Raw genomic sequence first — 17,371 nt, 5'->3', positions numbered from 1 at the left:
CGCTGCGGTGCTGAAACCCGCCTTGAAAGCGGCGGAACGATTGGCTTTCGCACCTGTTTGCTCGGTGAGCCATCCCAATTTCCCCGAATCAGCAGGCCTCAAGTTCCGATGAAAGCTTTCCTCACCTTTTTTGCGCAAGCCGCGCCAGATGGCGATGCAGATGAAAAAACCACAAACGCAGCCAAAGACGCCGCGGGAGAGGTTGAAACCTTCATGAATAGCGTCGGCCCACACTTTCAGGAAGGCTGGGCCTGGATTCAAGCCAACGCGTCTGAATTCTCCATAGCTCTTGGCGCCTGCATCGCTGTTTTCCTGACCCTGCGGATTTCGCGCGCCATGATCGCCGGCTTCATCCGCAGAAAGAAAAAGGACTATTACGCCTTCAATAATGTGGCTGCACGCCTGATCAGCCGCACCTCAAGTCTGTTTCTGCTCGTCCTTTCCGTTGCGCTCGTCGCCCCGTTCTTTCCCATCGTGCCAGAAGGCTGGGGGGCCTATGCAAGAACCATCGCCATTATCGTCGGCATTATTCAGGCGGCAGCCTGGGCCCGTGAACTTCTCACCGCCGGGATCGTAGGATATGCGCATACACACGCTGAAAGCTCGGGCGTTCTTACCAATGCGGTCAACCTCATCAAAACGCTTGTCGCGATCGGCGTCTGGACAATTGCGCTCTTGATGATCCTTTCCAATCTCGACATCGAGATTACGGCGTTGATCGCCGGTCTCGGTGTCGGCGGCATTGCCATTGGCCTTGCCGCACAAAGCCTCTTTAAAGACCTCTTTTCTTCTCTCGCTATTGTTTTCGATCAACCATTTTTGCGCGGCGATTTCATCACATTCGACAATGGAGAATATCTCGGAGACGTCGAGCGAATAGGCATGAAAACAACGCGCATTCGTTCTCTTAGCGGAGAAGAGGTCATTATTTCCAATTCACAGTTGTTAGACAAGGAGATCAGAAACTACCGTCGCATGGACGAAAGGCGTGTCTTGTTCGCAGTCGGCGTTCTGTACCAAACCCCTCATGAAAAACTTCGTAGAATCCCTGAACTCATCGAGAACGCGGTCAAGAGCGTCGAGAAGACCCGGTTCGACCGGTCGCATCTGAAGGAATACGCTGATAGCTCCATAAGTTTTGAAACGGTCTATTGGGTCAAGGACCGCGAATATGGCGTATATATGGAGACCAACCACGAGGTGCTTCTCAATATTCATAAGGCTTTTGAGGATGAAGGCATCGACTTTGCCTTCCCAACCCGGACGCTGCATGTAGAAAGCTTTCCGGAGGCGCCGAAAGATGGACATTAGGCAGCTCGCAATGCTGTGAATGCATTTGATTTGCGAGACGCAGTTAAGGCAGGCTAAGGGAAGGCGTCATTTTGATGGAGCTTCCAAAAATGTTTCGATCTTTGATCCACAAGGGTCTCGTTGCGGTCGCGCTTCTTCTCGCTGCCCTCAGCCCTGCAGCAGCCTTCGCCAAAGACCCCGTTTATACGGGACGGTTTTCCTCTGTCGCCGTAGATGGTTACGATCCCGTCGCCTATTTCACTGTCGGCCAACCGGTGAAGGGCTCGAAAGAGTTCACGATTGAATATAATGGCGCGCAATGGCGCTTTTCGTCTGCGGAAAACCTTGAGGCCTTCGAGGCGGCGGCGGAAAAATACGCACCGCAATATGGCGGCTATTGTGCTTGGGCTGTGTCGCAAAACTATACAGCAAGCGGCAATCCCAAGAACTGGTCGATTGTGGATGACAAGCTCTATCTGAACTATAATGACGAAATCCAGAAACGATGGGAAAAAGACATCCCCGGGTTCATTGCGAAAGCAAATGAAAACTGGCCAGATGTTTTGAACTAAATCCTCAAGTCCACCATTTTTATGAAGGCCGCTCTTGGGCGGCCTTTTTCATATGAGAGACTAAGCGCGCTCTTCCTCACCAGGCTCTTTCAGCGGGATAAGCTTGAATTCGCCATCATTCACAAGTTGACGCACAACAGTTGTCACTTCTCGCTGAGCAGTTTCACCGTCTTCTTCGGATGGCGTCTCCAGCTCGGCAAGCTCTTCTTTATACTGCTCAACCATGCGTTTTGAGATGTTGCCAAACAGAAACTCGACCGTTTCTTGCGCGTTGGTCTCGCCATATTTTAAGGCTTTCAACAGCACTTCGCGATCAAGATCGCGCAAGAGTGCTGTAGCGCCGGAGGCTGGCATGCGCACATAAAGCTCTTCGAACGTAAGAACAGCGCGGCGGACTTCGGCCCCGACCTCGGGATCAGCTTGTTTAAAATGCTCGAGCAGCGCATCGCGCTTAACCCCGGGAAGATAGTTGATGATCTCGCCGACTTTCGCGCCAGCGTTGCCTTTAGCGGCCGCCGGCGCCGGCTCTTCTCCATCTTCCTCGTCGCCAGTGGCGCCTGGAGCCGCTTTTAATAACTCTTCTTCCAGAACATTGGAGATCGCCTCAAGCGCATCGGGCGATGATGGTTTCTTACGAGCGATCTCAAGCAGGACTTTCTGTGCGTATTCGGGCTCGGCGAGATTGAGCACCGCCGCGGTTTTTTCATAAGACAGTTTAGACAAAATCGTCGCAGCAATAGGCATCCGCTGGGCCTGAACATACTGAGCGAGCTCTTCATCCTCAACTTTTTCAACGCGTGTCCAGACAGCGGACTCCCCGCCCCCGCCCATATCGGCGAGAATGCGCTCGGCTCGTTCCTCTTTAGCCATAAGGGTCAACACGCGCCGCGCTTCATCTGTCCCGCCGGCAAGGTCGGTTTCCTCATATGAAGCGGCGGAGAGGAACTCTTCCGCCACAGACTCCAGCAGTTGAGGAGAAACGGTTTTCAGCTCCGAAAAGGCTTTGGCGAAGTTACGCAACTCATCGTCGGACATTTCCTCGACGATGGCGGCAGCGGCTTCAGCGCTCAAAGACGCAAGCACGATTGCCGCCTTATGCGACCGTGTAAACCAGTTCTCCATTTGCGTGTTAGCGCGTTCGCCCGTTTTCGGCGTACGCAAATCCATTTTTTGCAAGGCCGTCGCCATTACGAATACCCTCTCACAAGCGCGCCAGAAACTGCGACCCAGCCATTGGTCAAGACAAAGAACGCCACTTTGAATGGCAGCGAGACGATCGCCGGCGGCACCATCATCATACCCATCGCCATGAGAATTGAAGCTACCAGCAAATCAATCACCAAAAACGGCAAAAGAACAATGAAGCCTATTTCGAAAGCCCGCTGAATTTCCGACAGGACAAAAGCCGGAACAAGCAACGCCATTGGCGTCATGCCGTTTTCAGCGGGAGCCGTTTCAATGGGACGCGCATCTTCTAAAATATCAACCGCGTCCTGATCTACCCGCGCTTCCATGAAGACGCGGAAAGGCTCCATCATTTTTGGAAACGCCGCCTCTTCAGTGATTTCCCCATTTAAAAGCGGCGAAACTCCTGCGGCCCAGGCATCCTTGAAAACCGGCTCCATTACGAAATAGGTCAAAAAGAGCGCAACAGAGACAATCAGCATATTCGGCGGCGCCTGCTGGAGGCCAACGCCCTGGCGCAATATAGACAAGACAATCAGCATGAAAGGCAGACAGGTCACCATCATGGCGATGCCGGGAGCAAGGCTCAGCACCGTGACCATGAGGAACATCTGAACGACGCGCCGTGTCAGTCCGCCGCCAGCTGTCGCCTCCGCAACCGCCGTATCAAGCACATCCGGCTGCTGCACAATGTCTTGCGCAAACGCCGGCGTTGCGCCAAGCGCCGCCAGCGTCAACAGCAATACAATAATAATCCGGAAACGCCCCATCACGGTCGTTTGTCCTAGTTACCAATTCCGACGATTTCGAGAAGCTTTACGCCGATGCCGTTTTCATTGTCTGTCGCTTCAACAAGTTCGCCTCTTGCGATCAGGCGGTCGCCGACAAATATATCCACGGGATCATCGATTAACTGCTCAAGATCAACAACGGTCTCCTGAGACAGCTCAAGCAGTTTCTGGACCGTGATTTTCGCCGAACCGATCGAAACAACAATACGCACAGGCAAATCGAGAATATTGCGATTGCCTGCGCCGCCATCCCCGCCATTCAGGACGTCGGCGACAATTTCATCATCACTCGGATCAGCTTGGACAACCTGATTTTCGTCACTCATGACTCATCTCCTTCAACGCCGCCGGTTTCTTGACGCAGCGCCGCCAATACATTTTTGATAAGGGTGTCAGGGTCGTGATACAGCCCACCCTTTTTCCATTGCGCGTCAACCGTTGCCGGCGCGCAGGACTCGTCGGATTTGAGGGTCACCAGCGGAGTTTCCTTCAGCGTCTTCTGGTCGGCTTCGCAAAGATGCGCGATCAGTGACGGATGCGTGCGTAGGGAAAGCTCGGAATGATCACGCTGGGCGCGTTCTTCCACAATATCCATAATATCAGCAAGAGATGACTTGACCGCAAGTGTCGGCGCAACTGCGCCGAACAGCCGCTCAATAAGGCTCAACGCTTCCTGGCGGTAGCGCATCTCCATCTCGGCAAGCATATCGCCAATGCTTGTGACAAACGATTCGTGGCTTGCTTCCTGCTCAGTCATGCTCACTTGAAGCGCTGCTGTCGCAGCGGTATAACCCGCCTTATAAGCGTCGCATTCAGTGTCGACCTGCGCCGCTCCTGGCTGACGGCCGGGCAAAGAGGGAATGCGAACGGCTTTCGCCGAACCGGCGCTTTCATTGGCCTGGAGCGCACTCTCGCCCATTTACGCCGCCCGCTCGGTTTCGCCGAGCCATTCTTTCAGGAGAGTCGCTGTTTTCTCCTTGTCGGAGGTCGACAGATCGCGGAGTTCTTCTAACGGCGTGCGCGAAATCATGCCGGCTTCAACGCCAATATCTTCAGGCATGCCAACTTCGGCGATAGCGGTCGCGCCGGAAATATCCTGCGTAAGAACCGGCTTCAGAACAAACATTCCCAGAATGATCACCACGATTGCAGGAATAACAATCTGCAACACTGACATGACATTCTGTTGTAGCCAGAGCATGATGCCGCCGGATTCTTCAGGCGTTTCTACAGGCTCATATTCGTGGAAAGGCATGGATTTTACGGTGACAATATCGCCGCGCGCTTCATCAAAACCGACGGCGGCGGTGACAAGATCGCGAATTGACTGAAGTTCCGCTTCAGTGCGCGGCGTCGGTTCTGCGCCATCAGCCCCCGGCACGTCATTGATCAGCGCGGCCACATGAACACGAGCGATTGCGCCGGGCATTTTCTCACGCTGACGATTGACTTCAGAAATATCAAAGCGGGTTGTTTCATTGGTTTCCGAGCGAGATGAATTCGACTGCGTCCCGCCCGCGCCATCCCCTTCGGGCAGATTACTGGCCACAGTGACGGCGTTCGAGCCTGAGCCGGATTCCGACTGTTGCATGTCCGTTGTTTCACGGCCCATCATCACGCGGCTTTCAGGATCAAGAATGCGTTCGGAGACGGTCTCACGCTCTCGGTCGATATCCAAAGAGACCGTGACACGAGCGTTTCCGGGGCCCACACGCGCCTCCAGAAGGTTAATGAGATTGGCTTCCAGCCGGGTCTCACGGTCAAGGCTATCGCCCTCGGCGTCTACAATCGGATCCCCCGCGCCCGGCTTCAAAATAACGCCATTGATGCTATCGAAGATCCCGACCTGCTCGGCGTCCATATCAGGAATGGCGAGCGCGATCAGATAGCGCATGGCCATGGCCTGTTGCATATCGAGACGGCCACGGCTCATGGTGATTGTCGCTGAAGCCGTCGGCGGACGCCGGCGACGCGCGAAAGACGAGGATTTCGGCACAGCGATATGAACGCGCGCCGATTTCACCCCTGGTGTCGCCAGCAATGTGCGTGCGAGTTCACCTTCTTTTGCACGCCAATAGGCGGCGTCAAACATTTCCGAAGTCGTTGCAAAGCCATTTAATTCGTCAAGCAATTCAAAGCCTGGCTGGCCTTGTTGCGGCAGCCCCTGGCGGGCGAGCGCCATCCTCAGAGAGTCGCGGCGATTCTCCGGCACATAGATCGCGTCGCCCCTCACCTCTGGATCGACGTCCATCGTCTCAAGCGCGCTCAAGACATCCCCGGAAGCAGACGCGTCGAGACCCCCATAAAGAAAGGCCATGCGCGGCTTTGTCGCCATATTCATAACAGCTGAAAACACAATTAGCGTCGCCACAAGGACACCCACAAGGATCGCCTTGCGCGAGAGCGACATTTCATTCCAGACAGAAGCGAGTTTGAACATACTATAGGCCACCGGTGATGGGAGATGCGCAGAAAACGCATTCCTGAAATTTCTTGGTTAATTTCCGGGGGTTTGATTAAATAAGCGTTTACGTCTCAGCGTCTATGGTGTGCCAAGAAACCTTAAGGCGCTTCTTTTGTCAGACGTTACGCCCATAGCATTGGATCTTGATCTCGGCGAGCTTGAAGCGCAAGCCGGGGAAGATGAAGCTGCGCCCAAAAGTAAAGGGCTGGGCCTCATCCCCATGGTCGCAGCGGCAGTTGTCGCGGCTGGTGTCGCCGGCGGGGCGGCCTTTGTCCTGACGCCAAGCGCCAAAGAGATTAATCCAGCCTGCATCGATGCAACCGAAAGCGGCGAAGAAGGTCATGGCAACGAACATGATAGCGGCCAAGATGATGGTCACGCCGCTACGCAATCCCATAGCGATGACCATGGTGAAGCATCTGAGCATGGCGACAGTGGCGAAGACGCAGCACCCATCGAGGAATGTCCTGCCGAAGAACACGGCGAAGACGACAAGAAAAAGAAAAAAGCCGACAAAGCAAAAGGCGGCGGGGGCCATGGCGGCGGTGAGGCCGTTGAAAGCACAGTAAAACCGTTAGGCGCAGTTCAGCACTCCGAACATGCGACTTTTCTCGTTCTCGAGCCAATGGTGATTTCAATCCAGCCTATAGGCCGGTCGAAACATCTTCGCGTTTCTCTCGTCTTCGAAACCGATGATGAAGGCGCGGAAATTCTTTTGGCTAACAGCTTTTACGTTCAGGACGTCCTGAATACCTATTTGCGCTCTGTGGATCACACAGTGCTTGAAGACCCTTCCTCCATGTCGCGTCTTCGCGCGCAAATCCTTCGGCGCATTCGCGTTATTGTTCCGGACGCTTCGGTGACGAACGTCCTTTTCACTGAATTCATACTAACTTAAGAGGCATTCAAATGGAGATGATCATCGACTTTATGTTGCTCGCCGCTTCCGGCGCCGCAACATTTTATTGCTTCATCCTCAGCCGCAAGCTCGAAGCGTTAAAGAGTACGGAAAAGGGCCTCGGCGCGACAATCGCCACTATGTCGCATACGGTGGACCAGGCGCGCGCCACAGTGACGCTCGCCAAAGAATCGAGCGCTGAAAGCATCAACGAACTGACGCCGCTGATTGAGGAAACCAAGGAAATCCTGCCGCAGCTTACTGAAATGATCGACGTCATTTCCGAGCTCGCTGAAATAGCCATCCATGATGTCAACGAAGCATCTAGTAAAGCCGCCGCTGAACTCGAAGCGCGCCTCGCCAAGGCCAGAGAGCTTCAAGAACGCCTTGATGAACAAATTGATTTCTTCCTTGTGGACAATCCTGATCCGGGCGGTCCCGGCGCAAGAATGACGCCGAATGGACGCGGTGATGAGGACATCGCTTATCTTGATGATGACGATGAACAAGAACTCACCGCGAAAACAGCGCAAGCCCGAGCCAAGCCCAAAACCACCTCAAAAGTGACGGCGGTGCTGATGCAGGCGCGCAATCAACGCAAAATGAAAAAGCTCGCTGGGTAAATCATGAAGACGAGAGCGCTACTTGTCCTGGGGCTGGTCTTTTTTGGCTCCTTTGTGGGACGCATCGCTGTTCTGGCGTCGGAAACGGCCGCCAAGACTGGCGCCTTTCCTAAAGAAGGCGAAATCGCCGGTGTTGCTTCCTGTATCGACGGGGATCTTGCGGCTGCAGTGAAAGACAGAATGTATTCGCTTGATACGCGCGAGCTCGCCATTGCTGACCGCGAGGCGGAATTGAAAACCTATGAAGCACAGATCGAAAAGCGCCTAGCAGAGCTCGAAGGCGCAAACGAAGATCTGCAGGAAAAAATCACTGTCGTTCAGGATGCGCGTAGCGCAGACATTCAAAAACTCGCCGCTATTTATGAGGGGATGAAGCCTGCTCAGGCCGGAGAGATCATCAATGAGATGGACGCAAAGTTCGCTGCTGGCTTGATTTCGTCAATGAACAGTGAACAGGCGGCGCTTGTTGTTGCAAATATGGACGCTCAAAAAGCTTATCTCGTCAGCGTCATTCTCGCGAACCGCAACCAGACCGACCAATAAAACTTGCGGGTTTCAGTGAAGATTAACTTCTTCGTGAAACACTTATTAAGCCAAAAATTAAAATTGTTTACGGTTAAAGCGGTTCAAGCGGGCACAAATGGGACCAATCCTCGGCATCCTCATTACGATCGGCATGGTGTTCGGCAGCTATATTATGGCTGGCGGCAAGATGGAGATTATTCTCCACGCTTTGCCGCACGAATTGATGGCGATCGGCGGCGCTGCTGTCGGCGCCTTTGTAGTCAGCAACGACTTCGCCACCATCAAACATACCGGCGGCGACATCATGAAAGCGCTCACCGGCCCAAAGTGGAAGAAGAAAGACTATCAGGACCTTCTGTGTCTCATGTACGAACTTCTTCGCGTTGCTAAGGAAAGCCCTGTTCAGGCGGAAGCGCATATCGAAAACCCAGAGGAGTCTACGATCTTTCAACGCTATCCGAAGATCGCCAAGGACCATGACGCCAGCGACATCATCTGCGACACCATCCGCTCGATCCTGATGAATTTCGACAACCCGCACCAGGTTGAAGATCTGCTCGAGAAACAACTCGACGCGATGCATCACGAAAGCATGCATGGCGGTCATGCCTTGACCAATATCGCCGACGCCCTTCCCGCACTCGGGATTGTCGCGGCCGTGCTCGGCGTTATCAAAACAATGGCGTCCATCGACAAGCCGCCCGAAGTTCTCGGTCTGATGATTGGTGGCGCGCTGGTCGGTACATTTCTTGGCGTGTTCCTCGCTTACTCAATCGTCGGCCCGCTGGCGACGCGAACCCTTGCAGTGAACGAGCAGGAACAGGGATTTTACAAACTTATCAGGGAATGCATTGTCGCCCATCTCCAGATGCACACACCGCAAATGTGCGTCGAGGTCGCGCGCCGAAACATTCCAGGCCATGACCGCCCCGGTTTCTCCGATATGGATGAAGCCTTGAAGCAATTGAAGAAGGAGGCCGCATGATTTCTCGCACGCTTCTTTCTCTGCTCGTTTTGCTTGCTCCCGCTGCGGCTTCTGCTGCGGGTGAAACCTTGCCTGTACGGGCCGGAGAACATGGTGACTATTCCCGCCTTGTGATCCCCAAGGCGCCCGAAGACTGGAAAATCGCCACTTCCGACCGCAAGATCGAGATCACCTTTCCGAGCAAAGACTACTCTTTTGAACTCGGTGATATTATTGACAAACGCAAGGCGCACCGCGTTCTCAATGCGCGTATCCTCGATACGGACGAAACCCGGGCGCTGGTGCTGACCCTGACTTGCGACTGTCCAGTGCGCACATCGAAGAGCGCTGGAAACTCGATTGTCATCGATATTTTCAACGAAGCGCCTGTAACCCTTGTTGAAGAAGAGACGCCGACAGAACCCGTATCTGAAGCCGCCCGGAACACCGTTTCCGGAACGCCTGAATCCATGCGCGAAGCCCGCGATCGCATGATCGCTCTCCTCGCGGAAGCGCGCCACCAGGGCGTCGTCCAGCTAAAGTCTGATGATAAAAATGCAGAGGAGCAACATGCCGCTGTTGAAGCGATTTCCGCTGCGCACACGCCTTCCTCTGCCCATGAGACACCCCCTGCGCCCAATCCTCAAGCCGCCCCTTTGCCTGAACATGTCGCAGAGAAAACACATGGAGACGACGACCACCAAGGTCCATTAGAGCATGGACCCTCCCTGGCTGACGGACCGCCACAACCTCTCGTCATGGCCGAACATCTCGCCGATGAGAATTGCGCCGACCCTTCTCTTTTTCATGAACCGGAAGACGGCGCCCTCGACTTTTCGGCGATAGCAAATTTACGCCGGAAATTCGATGAAAGCATCACAGAGGACGACCGAGCAGAAATTGCTGCTACACTCGCCCTCGCCTATATCCAAATCGGTTTTTTCGAAGAAGCCAGCGCCATCGCCTCTCCGCTCGCCAGCGCCGGAAATCGCGATATGGCCATGGCGGCCGGTCTTTCCGATCTCGCTGCCGGATCGCGCCCGCGCGCATCACGCATTCTTGCCCAGCACCGCGAATGCGGCCCCTTTGGCGAGCTTGCTTTCGCAGCCTCCGCATCAATTGACGACGATCGTGTCGTAACGATGCAGGAAAAGCACCTCTCTGCGCTTAAACCTGTGACGCGCGAGCTACGCGCGCCGCTCGCCGAATGGCTTGGCCTCAACGCTATTGAGCGCGATGAACTGACAATTGCAAAAGAATTCTATGAGGTAGCGAAAGCCGCCCGCGGCCGTGACCGCAGCCCGGCCCTAGCTATTATGGAAAATACGCTCGCCGCCCATCTTGCTGACGCTGGTCAGGATGACGATAGTCACGGCGCGGACACACACTCCGAGGCGCAGAACGCGAAAGCGGGCCACAGCCCGGCGCCAGTCATCACGGAAGAGCTAAAAAAAATCGCGCAAACTCCCGGGCCTTTACAGGCGAAGGCACTTTCAATCCTTGCTGACGACTATGAAAACCGCGCTGACATTGCTTATGAAGGCTTTCTCGACGATGTCGCCGCACAAAGCGGACGGCGCAATTCATCACTTGCAGAAGCGCGTGCCTCCTTTACGGGAGCAAAAGCCCTCGTGACCGCTGGCCGTCTTCGTGAAGGTATCGCTGTACTTGAAGCGGCTGCGCAGGCCGCACCAGGCGCTGAAGGCGCGAGCCGCGCCCTCGCCCAGTCTATTATCATGAATGGCCTTATGGGCGAGGCGAAGACCCGCCTCACCGCAGTTTCTGCGTTTTTTCACCATCGTGAATTTGTGGATGTCAAAGATAATGGCGATCTCAACATCGCCGTTGCGCGTGAACTCGCCGCCTATGGCGCGAATGATCTCGTGGGCGAAGCGCTTTCCGGAATACCTGAAAAATGGCGCGCGGACGCAGACGCCGTCCGCGCCCTGTCCCATCTCAATAGCGGAGACCCGCATGGCGCCCTCGCCATCGCTGATGAAGGCGCTATGAGCGCTGATCTTGGAGTCGTCGCCGCTAAATCTCATGAACGCCTCAATGACCGCGCAGGGGCCATCGCGCTGATCAAATCTTCACTTCGTCGCGGCGAAGCCGATAATGAATTCGCCAATACAGCCTGGCGCGCAGGCGATTGGTCGCTAGCGACCGCCGCGTTCAACGCCGTACCAAAAAAAGAACGCAAACCCGCCGCCGCGTCGCGGGCAGCGCTCGCAGCACTTAATAGCGGCGCCGACACATTGCCGTTGGCGGCGCGCGAAGCCCTTGTCGATGATCCGGAAACGCTCGCGGCTCTAACTCACATGTTTAAAACCGCGCCTGCGGTTAGCGTGCGCGCGATCGATATTCTCGCCGACTTCACGACGGGCGTAAAAAAAGAAACAGACTTTATGGAGCGCGGCCTTGAAGCCGCTACAGGAGACGGACGATGAGCAACGCCGTTTACACCGCCCTTTCCAAACAGGCGGGCCTCATGAAGGAAATGAACTCCATCGCGAATAACATCGCGAATGCGTCCACCGCAGGCTATCGCCGTGAAGGCTATGTCTTCTCGGAATATGTTCAACGCCTGGAAACCCAGGATCGCTCCCTGTCGCAATCCAATGTCGCGGGGCACTTTTTCGATACGACTCAAGGCTCCCTCGCCAGCACAGGGTCTGCTTTCGATGTCGCCATTGACGGCGAAGGCTATTTTCTCATCGAAACGCCGCGCGGAGAACGCCTGACGCGCATGGGAAGTTTCCTTGTTGACGCCGAGGGCCAACTGGTTACGCAAGACGGCAATCGCGTGCTTGGCGATGGCGGCTCGCCGGTCGCCATTCCCGCCGGCGCCAACAATATCACAATCGCGCCAGACGGGACGATCGCAGCCGATGGCGCGCCGATCGGCAAGCTCGGTGTTGTAAACGCCTCTCCGACCGCCCTCGCCCGTGAAGGCGACAATTTCTTGCGCTCGGATGAGGACTATCAGCCGGTTGAATTCGCCAAAATTCGCCAGGGCTTCATTGAAGGATCGAACGTCAATGCAGTTATCGAGGTCTCTCGCCTGATTGAGGTGCAACGCGCCTATGAGCTCAACCAACAGCTCATGCAGGATGAAGATGAGCGGATCGCGAAAACCGTAGAAGCTATGAGACGCCGCTAAAGGCGCACAAATTTTTAAGGAGGCCATAACATGCAGGCTCTGAGAATCGCCGCCACAGGTATGGACGCACAGCAAAAGCGCGTCGAAGTCGTGTCGAACAATATCGCGAATATGAGCACGACCGCCTATGATGCGCGGCGCGCTGAATTCGCCGATCTTCATTATCAACAATTACGCGCGCCGGGGGCAATCTCGTCTTCGACAGGTCTTGTCGTGCCTTCCGGTGTAGAAATTGGACTTGGCGTCAGAACGGCCGCGGTATCCGTCAATCACGCGCAAGGCTCCCTGCGCCAGACCGGCGGCGACCTTGATCTCGCTGTTGAAGGTCATGGCTATTTCGAAGTGACCCTGCCTTCAGGCGACCCGGCTTTCACACGCGACGGCACGTTCAAGAAAACCGGCGAAGGTCTGATCGTCAACAATGACGGCTATCCGCTCGCGGGCAATATCACTATTCCTCAGGATGCGCGCTCGATCACCATCAATAATAGCGGCGAAGTCTTTGTCTATTTTGACGGTCAGACCGCTGGACAGCAGATTGGCACGCTTACGCTGACCACATTCGTCAATGAAAAGGGCCTCGAAGCGCTCGGCGGCAACCTCTATCGCGAGACCCAAGCCTCGGGCTCGCCGCTTCAGGGAGAGCCCGGTCTCGATGGCCGTGGCACGCTCCGCCAGGGTTTCCTGGAAGAAAGCTCTGTCGACGTCGTTGCGCAGATCGCTGACATGATCGAGGCGCAACGCGGGTACGAACTCAATTCAAAAGTGATCTCCGCTGCTGACGAAATGCTCAGCTCGGCGACACGGATCCGGTAATGGACATGAAACACACTCTTTCCGCCATCGCTCTTACAGCTGCGCTCGGTGCGCCGGCGGGCGCGCAACAGCAAGTCGCAGCCGTCACGACGCCCCAGGCTTCACGCGCGGCGGCGGACGATCTTCTTATGACGTCTGTGCTGCCGCAGGGAAAAAAACCAACCGTTGTCCGCGCGGCGCAAAATCTGCGCGCTGGGTCGGTGCTGCACAGCTCTGATCTCCTGGTTGAAGGCGACAACGCCAACGCCCTCGACCTTTTTGTGGGTCTTGAGCTCAAGCGCGCGATCTACCAAGGAAAAACCTTATCGCCGAACGATGTAGGCCCCCCTACCGTTGTGACCCGCAACGCAATTGTTCAACTTGAATTCGTGCGCGGCCCGCTCATGATCTCTACGGAAGGCCGCGCACTCGACGCTGGCGCCGTTGGCGACAGTGTGCGCGTCATGAATATGAGTTCCAGAATAATCCTGACAGCCGTTATTACCGGCCCGAACAAAGCGGTGACGCAATGACCAGAAAACTTTTGCTCCTGACCGTTCTCATGCTGGCGCCACTCCTGACTGTAGGCGGCTGCTCGTCACGTCTTGACCACATGTTCAATCCGCCGAGCATCTCTCCGGTGGGTGATATGCGCAATCCCATGCCGGCTCCCGATCCGCGCCGTTATGACGTGCCGCCAAAGGCCGAGCACCCAACCGATGCAAAAATAACGACAGCGTCTCTCTGGCGCTCCGGCCCCTCATCTCTCTTCGGCGACCGCCGTGCTCGCTCCATGGGAGATATCGTCACTGTGGTCATCGAGATCGATGAGGAAGCGGAAATCAAGAATTCCACAACACGTTCGCGCAGTTCTTCCGACGATATGGCGGTGTCAAATTTGTTCGGACTCAACTCACTCGCAGAAGACATTTTGCCAAATGGCGCCACCCTTGATCCCGCGATTGGAACAAGCTCCGGGACGTCTTCGTCAGGTGATGGACAAATCAAGCGTGAGGAAAAAATCACCCTGCGCGTTGCCGCAACAGTGATTAATGAGTTGCCTAATGGGCATCTCGCGATCACTGGCAGTCAGGAGATTCGAGTGAACTACGAGTTGCGTGAACTTCTCGTCGCCGGAATCATCCGCCCTGAAGACATCGCCCGCAATAATACGATCACCTATGACAAAATCGCTGATGCGCGCATTTCCTATGGCGGCCGGGGACAGATCTCTGACATGCAGCGCGCGCGTTACGGCCAGCAGATTATCGATATGGTCTCGCCCTTCTAAGAGGACGCCTTGATGCTCCAGAAACTGCTACCCGTGATTGTCATCGTGATCGCCGGCCTTGTCGGCGGCGGCGGCGGTTTTTTTGCTAAATCTATGATGTCCGGCGGCGGCGGCGACAAGGAAGCCGCACATGAAGAAGACGCCGACGGTCATGGCAAGGAAAAAAAGAAAAAAGGCGGCGGGCACGGCGAAGAAGACACCGGCAGCACCAGCTATATGAAGTTCTCGCGCCAGTTTGTGGTCCCCGTGGTGCGCCGCGGAAAGCCCAAATCCATGGTCATTCTCGACATCAATATTGAGGTCGACAATTCTCAAGGCGAGAGCGTTTATTCTTTGGAGCCACGCCTGCGTGACGCTATCTTGACGCGCCTTCTTGCTCTTGCCGGTGAAGACATGCTGCCTCAGATGCTTGAAGACGTGGATAAAATGGAATTGATGAAAGCTGCTCTTCTAGAGACAAGCCGCGAAATCATGGGCGATGCTGCTCTCAACATTCTTATCCTTGATCTCGGCATTCAGAATTACTGACCGACGCAGTATAGGTCATTTCAAGATTTAGACGTAAAAAAACACCGCATGATGCGGTGTTTTTTGTGGGATCACCCTCTGGAAGAGCTTCCTATTGACCGAGGCCAGACACTTGCTCCGGCGTCAGTTCAACGCCGCCATTGAGAACAATTTTTGTATTCCCATCGTCTAGCCTAACAGCCTGCACATTGCCGAAAGTGTGAGCGATCTCTTCACCAACCACGTTGTCCTGGCTGTCATAATAGAGCGCCGTCACGCCATAAGATCCCGTCGAAACAGGCTGACCGTCTATCTTGCCATCCCAGCTTTGAGTTACAGGACCATTCAGGGAGGCAAAACGCGTCACTTCCTTGCCGGAGGAACTCGTTATAACCGTCTCTACTCTCGTCGCTTTACTGTTGCCGGAAAAGCGATAATCGACCGGCGCCGAGCCATCGAAATAAGCAGGCGCAGAAGCGACCTCAGCCTGTTTGCCGATCCAGCTTGCATATTTGTCTATGCCTTCGGCCACCAGCGCAGTCGCAAGATCATCGATCTTGTTATTGACGTTGACCAGCTGCTCGACTGAAGTGAATTGCGCTAGCTGTGCGACAAATTCAGTCGAATCTGAAGGGTCCAGCGGGTCCTGGTTGCGAAGCTGAGCGGTGAGCAAAGTCAGAAAGTTCTGAAAGTCTACAGCTTCCAGAGATTCGCTGCCCGCGCTGTTACTGGAACCGCCGCCATTAGGCTGCGACCCAGCGCTCGGCAATGGATTAAACGGTGATACGGTCGGGGATGCTTGCATGAGCGGTCTCCTTGAAAAAGGCGCCTATAACCGGCGATCGAGGCGGCCGAGCGCAACCCTTGGGCCATGCTCCGCCAATGCAGCGGCGCCGGCCTCTTCATCCGCCAAAGCGAACAGCCGGGCATTATCGCCAGGGTCTTCCTGCGCATTTTCACGCGCTCCCCTGTCAGCGAATTGAAGATCGAGATTAGAAAAGCCCTGCTGCTCAAGCGCACGCTGAAAGACATCTGCGTTACGGCGCATGAGATCAAGGGTGTCCGGTGACTCTGCCGTGACGACAGCGCGTACAATGTCGGCGCCGTCACGTTCAAAACCGATCAACACCCTACCAAGTTCTGGCGGATCAAGGCGTATTTCCAGTTTCGCCTCACCAGGGCGCGAGGCAACGGCGGCGATAATCTGGTCGCGCACCGGATTGAGATGCACATTGCGCTCAACTGTTTGGGGGGCCGTTTCAAGCCGGCTCGACGCCATGCGGTCAAAACCGCCGATGTCACCTTCGCGCGTTAAAGCTGAATGGGCAAGTGCTTCCGGCGCGGCATGGTCGGCAATTGCGGCCGCCCCATTATTGTGCGCTTTGAGGCTTGCTTCCGGCGTCTTTATCTGCGGACGGTCTGGATGAAAATCCGGACGTCGGTCAAGATCAACAACGCCAGGCTCCACTGGAGCCGACTGGTTCGGAGGAGTCTGCCCGACAGGCTCAACAATGCCAACGGATGCCAAAGTTTGCACCTGTACCCCTGCGATAACAGGTTCCGCCGGTGTCACTGGCGGAGCTTTCGCTATCGCTACGCCAGGAGGCTGAGCCGGATCAATGGATGGTGTGGCGGGATCTACAAATCCCGGGGCTTTAGCCGCGGCGGGGCGAACTGGCGCTGATTGGGATGGATTCGCAAAAGGCGGCGTAATTTCAACTCGTGTAACTGCGGTAGGAGATGCCGACATCGCGGATGTGGTTGCAGCGGGTCCAGTGACAGTCGATGCAGTGACCGCTGCCGGAGCATCGCTTAGCAATGGCGTCGTGACTGGCTCCTCAAGGGCGGCTTCATCAGAAAGAGCAATTTCATTGGTTTTCAGCGATGACACATCAAATGCCGCTGACGCTTGCGGTTCAGCGACGGTAAAAGTTGTGGCGCCAATTGCGGCGTCATCACCTGACAAAACCTCATCGCCAAGCAGCTTTCTCAACACCTCAACCTTGAGCCCAGGAAATGTCGCAACATCTTTCGGCGCCAAAGGTGCGTTAAGTGTTTCTTCACCACTTTCTACTGCAGTCGCCGTAAGACTTTCAAGAAATGAGAAAAAACCTTGCGAAGCCTGCTCTGTCTCGCCTTCAGCGGCGAACGGTTTTTCAAGGAGAAGCGCCTCACCGGGCGTTTTACCGCCGAAGAGCGCATTCAACAGTGACAGTTGCGTGTTTTCCATAAAGCTTTTCTACGTTTGATAACTTATTTTTTAGTTACGCGTCCTAGGTTGGTTAAAATTTTTCCTATCCGGAGCG

General features: G+C 55.2%; 19 protein-coding genes. 12 read left to right on the top strand and 7 right to left on the bottom strand.

Annotated elements, in window-relative coordinates; genetic code table 11:
* Positions 1-108: 108 nt before the first annotated feature.
* Both ACFOOP_RS09910 and ACFOOP_RS09905 read left to right on the top strand, forming a co-directional pair.
* On the top strand, positions 109-1,311 hold the full coding sequence (locus ACFOOP_RS09910) for a mechanosensitive ion channel family protein (RefSeq protein WP_379880783.1): 1,203 nt from the start codon (positions 109-111) through the stop codon (positions 1,309-1,311).
* A gap of 89 nt (positions 1,312-1,400) precedes the next feature.
* Positions 1,401-1,862: a YHS domain-containing (seleno)protein gene (locus tag ACFOOP_RS09905; RefSeq protein ID WP_379880782.1), complete on the top strand. Its 462-nt coding sequence runs from the start codon at positions 1,401-1,403 to the stop codon at positions 1,860-1,862.
* A gap of 60 nt (positions 1,863-1,922) precedes the next feature.
* Here ACFOOP_RS09905 and ACFOOP_RS09900 read toward each other — a convergent pair whose 3' ends face one another.
* Genes ACFOOP_RS09900 through fliF form a run of 5 tightly spaced genes read right to left on the bottom strand, consistent with a single transcriptional unit; the run spans position 1,923 to position 6,278 of the window.
* Positions 1,923-3,050 carry a FliG C-terminal domain-containing protein gene (locus ACFOOP_RS09900; RefSeq protein WP_379880781.1) on the bottom strand — a complete coding sequence of 376 codons (1,128 nt, stop codon included), beginning with the start codon at positions 3,048-3,050 and terminating at the stop codon, positions 1,923-1,925.
* Positions 3,050-3,817: a flagellar type III secretion system pore protein FliP gene (gene fliP, locus ACFOOP_RS09895; protein WP_379881548.1), complete on the bottom strand. Its 768-nt coding sequence runs from the start codon at positions 3,815-3,817 to the stop codon at positions 3,050-3,052. The genes ACFOOP_RS09900 and fliP overlap by 1 nt, the downstream gene beginning before the upstream one ends.
* Before the next feature lie 14 nt (positions 3,818-3,831).
* Positions 3,832-4,164, bottom strand: a complete 333-nt coding sequence (locus ACFOOP_RS09890) for a FliM/FliN family flagellar motor switch protein (protein ID WP_379880780.1) — start codon at positions 4,162-4,164, stop codon at positions 3,832-3,834.
* Positions 4,161-4,757 carry a hypothetical protein gene (locus ACFOOP_RS09885; protein WP_379880779.1) on the bottom strand — a complete coding sequence of 199 codons (597 nt, stop codon included), beginning with the start codon at positions 4,755-4,757 and terminating at the stop codon, positions 4,161-4,163. The genes ACFOOP_RS09890 and ACFOOP_RS09885 overlap by 4 nt, the downstream gene beginning before the upstream one ends.
* The gene (fliF, locus tag ACFOOP_RS09880) at positions 4,758-6,278 is read right to left on the bottom strand and encodes a flagellar basal-body MS-ring/collar protein FliF (RefSeq protein ID WP_379880778.1); all 1,521 of its coding nucleotides are present in this window, start codon (positions 6,276-6,278) and stop codon (positions 4,758-4,760) included.
* Between the two features lie 136 nt (positions 6,279-6,414).
* On the opposite strand from fliF, the gene ACFOOP_RS09875 reads away from it, so the two are divergent.
* From ACFOOP_RS09875 to ACFOOP_RS09830, 10 genes are all read left to right on the top strand, one after another.
* A complete protein-coding gene (locus tag ACFOOP_RS09875) occupies positions 6,415-7,200 on the top strand; it encodes a flagellar basal body-associated FliL family protein (protein ID WP_379880777.1) in 786 nt (261 codons plus the stop codon).
* 11 nt (positions 7,201-7,211) lie between these two features.
* Entirely contained in the window at positions 7,212-7,823 is a 612-nt protein-coding gene (locus ACFOOP_RS09870) for a hypothetical protein (protein WP_379880776.1), read from the top strand.
* 3 nt (positions 7,824-7,826) lie between these two features.
* Entirely contained in the window at positions 7,827-8,366 is a 540-nt protein-coding gene (locus tag ACFOOP_RS09865; protein WP_379880775.1) for a MotE family protein, read from the top strand.
* Between the two features lie 97 nt (positions 8,367-8,463).
* Positions 8,464-9,333, top strand: a complete 870-nt coding sequence (motA, locus tag ACFOOP_RS09860) for a flagellar motor stator protein MotA (RefSeq protein WP_379880774.1) — start codon at positions 8,464-8,466, stop codon at positions 9,331-9,333.
* Positions 9,330-11,759, top strand: a complete 2,430-nt coding sequence (locus ACFOOP_RS09855; RefSeq protein WP_379880773.1) for a hypothetical protein — start codon at positions 9,330-9,332, stop codon at positions 11,757-11,759. Before motA ends, ACFOOP_RS09855 begins: the two co-directional genes overlap by 4 nt.
* The gene (locus ACFOOP_RS09850) at positions 11,756-12,472 is read left to right on the top strand and encodes a flagellar hook-basal body complex protein (RefSeq protein ID WP_379880772.1); all 717 of its coding nucleotides are present in this window, start codon (positions 11,756-11,758) and stop codon (positions 12,470-12,472) included. Before ACFOOP_RS09855 ends, ACFOOP_RS09850 begins: the two co-directional genes overlap by 4 nt.
* Positions 12,473-12,502: 30 nt before the next feature.
* Positions 12,503-13,288 carry a flagellar basal-body rod protein FlgG gene (gene flgG / locus ACFOOP_RS09845; RefSeq protein WP_379880771.1) on the top strand — a complete coding sequence of 262 codons (786 nt, stop codon included), beginning with the start codon at positions 12,503-12,505 and terminating at the stop codon, positions 13,286-13,288.
* On the top strand, positions 13,288-13,800 hold the full coding sequence (gene flgA, locus ACFOOP_RS09840) for a flagellar basal body P-ring formation chaperone FlgA (protein ID WP_379880770.1): 513 nt from the start codon (positions 13,288-13,290) through the stop codon (positions 13,798-13,800). Before flgG ends, flgA begins: the two co-directional genes overlap by 1 nt.
* Positions 13,797-14,558: a flagellar basal body L-ring protein FlgH gene (flgH, locus tag ACFOOP_RS09835; RefSeq protein WP_379880769.1), complete on the top strand. Its 762-nt coding sequence runs from the start codon at positions 13,797-13,799 to the stop codon at positions 14,556-14,558. Before flgA ends, flgH begins: the two co-directional genes overlap by 4 nt.
* A gap of 12 nt (positions 14,559-14,570) precedes the next feature.
* The gene (locus ACFOOP_RS09830) at positions 14,571-15,086 is read left to right on the top strand and encodes a flagellar basal body-associated FliL family protein (protein WP_379880768.1); all 516 of its coding nucleotides are present in this window, start codon (positions 14,571-14,573) and stop codon (positions 15,084-15,086) included.
* Between the two features lie 91 nt (positions 15,087-15,177).
* Here ACFOOP_RS09830 and ACFOOP_RS09825 read toward each other — a convergent pair whose 3' ends face one another.
* Both ACFOOP_RS09825 and ACFOOP_RS09820 read right to left on the bottom strand, forming a co-directional pair.
* Complete coding sequence (locus ACFOOP_RS09825; RefSeq protein WP_379880767.1) at positions 15,178-15,870, bottom strand: flagellar hook assembly protein FlgD; 693 nt, start codon at positions 15,868-15,870, stop codon at positions 15,178-15,180.
* A 24-nt stretch (positions 15,871-15,894) separates the two neighbouring features.
* Positions 15,895-17,295, bottom strand: coding sequence for a flagellar hook-length control protein FliK (locus ACFOOP_RS09820; protein ID WP_379880766.1), 1,401 nt, complete (start codon positions 17,293-17,295; stop codon positions 15,895-15,897).
* Between the last annotated feature and the right edge of the window lie 76 nt (positions 17,296-17,371).

Origin of the sequence: Hyphococcus aureus (assembly GCF_042643165.1) — a bacterium.
In the GTDB taxonomy this organism is placed as follows: Bacteria; Pseudomonadota; Alphaproteobacteria; order Caulobacterales; family Parvularculaceae; genus Hyphococcus; species Hyphococcus aureus.
Note: the sequence above shows the minus strand (reverse complement) of the source record. Positions and strands in the feature narration are given on the sequence as shown.

Bases quoted from the DNA above. Each gene is read 5' to 3' on its own strand.
- ACFOOP_RS09910 (WP_379880783.1), top strand. From the start codon at position 109: ATGAAAGCTTTCCTCACCTTTTTTGCGCAAGCCGCGCCAGATGGCGAT.
- ACFOOP_RS09905 (WP_379880782.1), top strand. From the start codon at position 1,401: ATGTTTCGATCTTTGATCCACAAGGGTCTCGTTGCGGTCGCGCTTCTT.
- ACFOOP_RS09900 (WP_379880781.1), bottom strand. From the start codon at position 3,050: ATGGCGACGGCCTTGCAAAAAATGGATTTGCGTACGCCGAAAACGGGC.
- fliP (WP_379881548.1), bottom strand. From the start codon at position 3,817: ATGGGGCGTTTCCGGATTATTATTGTATTGCTGTTGACGCTGGCGGCG.
- ACFOOP_RS09890 (WP_379880780.1), bottom strand. From the start codon at position 4,164: ATGAGTGACGAAAATCAGGTTGTCCAAGCTGATCCGAGTGATGATGAA.
- ACFOOP_RS09885 (WP_379880779.1), bottom strand. From the start codon at position 4,757: ATGGGCGAGAGTGCGCTCCAGGCCAATGAAAGCGCCGGTTCGGCGAAA.
- fliF (WP_379880778.1), bottom strand. From the start codon at position 6,278: ATGTTCAAACTCGCTTCTGTCTGGAATGAAATGTCGCTCTCGCGCAAG.
- ACFOOP_RS09870 (WP_379880776.1), top strand. From the start codon at position 7,212: ATGGAGATGATCATCGACTTTATGTTGCTCGCCGCTTCCGGCGCCGCA.
- ACFOOP_RS09865 (WP_379880775.1), top strand. From the start codon at position 7,827: ATGAAGACGAGAGCGCTACTTGTCCTGGGGCTGGTCTTTTTTGGCTCC.
- motA (WP_379880774.1), top strand. From the start codon at position 8,464: ATGGGACCAATCCTCGGCATCCTCATTACGATCGGCATGGTGTTCGGC.
- ACFOOP_RS09855 (WP_379880773.1), top strand. From the start codon at position 9,330: ATGATTTCTCGCACGCTTCTTTCTCTGCTCGTTTTGCTTGCTCCCGCT.
- ACFOOP_RS09850 (WP_379880772.1), top strand. From the start codon at position 11,756: ATGAGCAACGCCGTTTACACCGCCCTTTCCAAACAGGCGGGCCTCATG.
- flgG (WP_379880771.1), top strand. From the start codon at position 12,503: ATGCAGGCTCTGAGAATCGCCGCCACAGGTATGGACGCACAGCAAAAG.
- flgA (WP_379880770.1), top strand. From the start codon at position 13,288: ATGGACATGAAACACACTCTTTCCGCCATCGCTCTTACAGCTGCGCTC.
- flgH (WP_379880769.1), top strand. From the start codon at position 13,797: ATGACCAGAAAACTTTTGCTCCTGACCGTTCTCATGCTGGCGCCACTC.
- ACFOOP_RS09830 (WP_379880768.1), top strand. From the start codon at position 14,571: ATGCTCCAGAAACTGCTACCCGTGATTGTCATCGTGATCGCCGGCCTT.
- ACFOOP_RS09825 (WP_379880767.1), bottom strand. From the start codon at position 15,870: ATGCAAGCATCCCCGACCGTATCACCGTTTAATCCATTGCCGAGCGCT.
- ACFOOP_RS09820 (WP_379880766.1), bottom strand. From the start codon at position 17,295: ATGGAAAACACGCAACTGTCACTGTTGAATGCGCTCTTCGGCGGTAAA.